Source organism: Shewanella sp. AS1 (genome assembly GCF_021412565.1).
Lineage (GTDB): Bacteria > Pseudomonadota > Gammaproteobacteria > Enterobacterales > Shewanellaceae > Shewanella.
The window spans coordinates 1-646 of the sequence record NZ_JAKCLJ010000025.1; the positions used below are offsets into that span (position 1 = coordinate 1).

At 51.9% G+C, this 646-nt stretch carries 1 rRNA gene; it reads right to left on the bottom strand.

Annotation, left to right across the window (positions count from 1 at the left end):
• A 23S ribosomal RNA gene (locus tag LZP69_RS15865) occupies positions 1–646 on the bottom strand; the annotation flags it as partial.

Consider the following 646-nt stretch of genomic DNA (forward strand, 5'->3'; position numbering starts at 1 on the left):
GTACCATTTTGCCTAGTTCCTTCAGCCGAGTTCTCTCAAGCGCCTTGGTATTCTCTACCCGACCACCTGTGTCGGTTTGGGGTACGATTCCTACTAACCTGAAGCTTAGAAGATTTTCCTGGAAGCATGGCATCAACTACTTCATCACCGTAGTGACTCGTCATCAACTCTCAGTATTAGGTACCCGGATTTGCCTAAGCACCCTACCTACAGCCTTAAACGCGGACAACCAACGCCGCGCTAGCCTAGCCTTCTCCGTCTCTCCATCGCAGCTAGCAGAAGTACGGGAATATTAACCCGTTTCCCATCGACTACGCCTTTCGGCCTCGCCTTAGGGGTCGACTCACCCTGCCCCGATTAACGTTGGACAGGAACCCTTGGTCTTTCGGCGAGGAGGTTTTTCACCCCCTTTATCGTTACTCATGTCAGCATTCGCACTTCTGATACCTCCAGCGTGGGTTACCCCTTCACCTTCAACGGCTTACAGAACGCTCCTCTACCGCACTAGCGCAAGCGCTAGTACCCATAGCTTCGGTGTATTGCTTAGCCCCGTTATATCTTCCGCGCAGGCCGACTCGACTAGTGAGCTATTACGCTTTCTTTAAATGATGGCTGCTTCTAAGCCAACATCCTAGCTGTCTAAGCC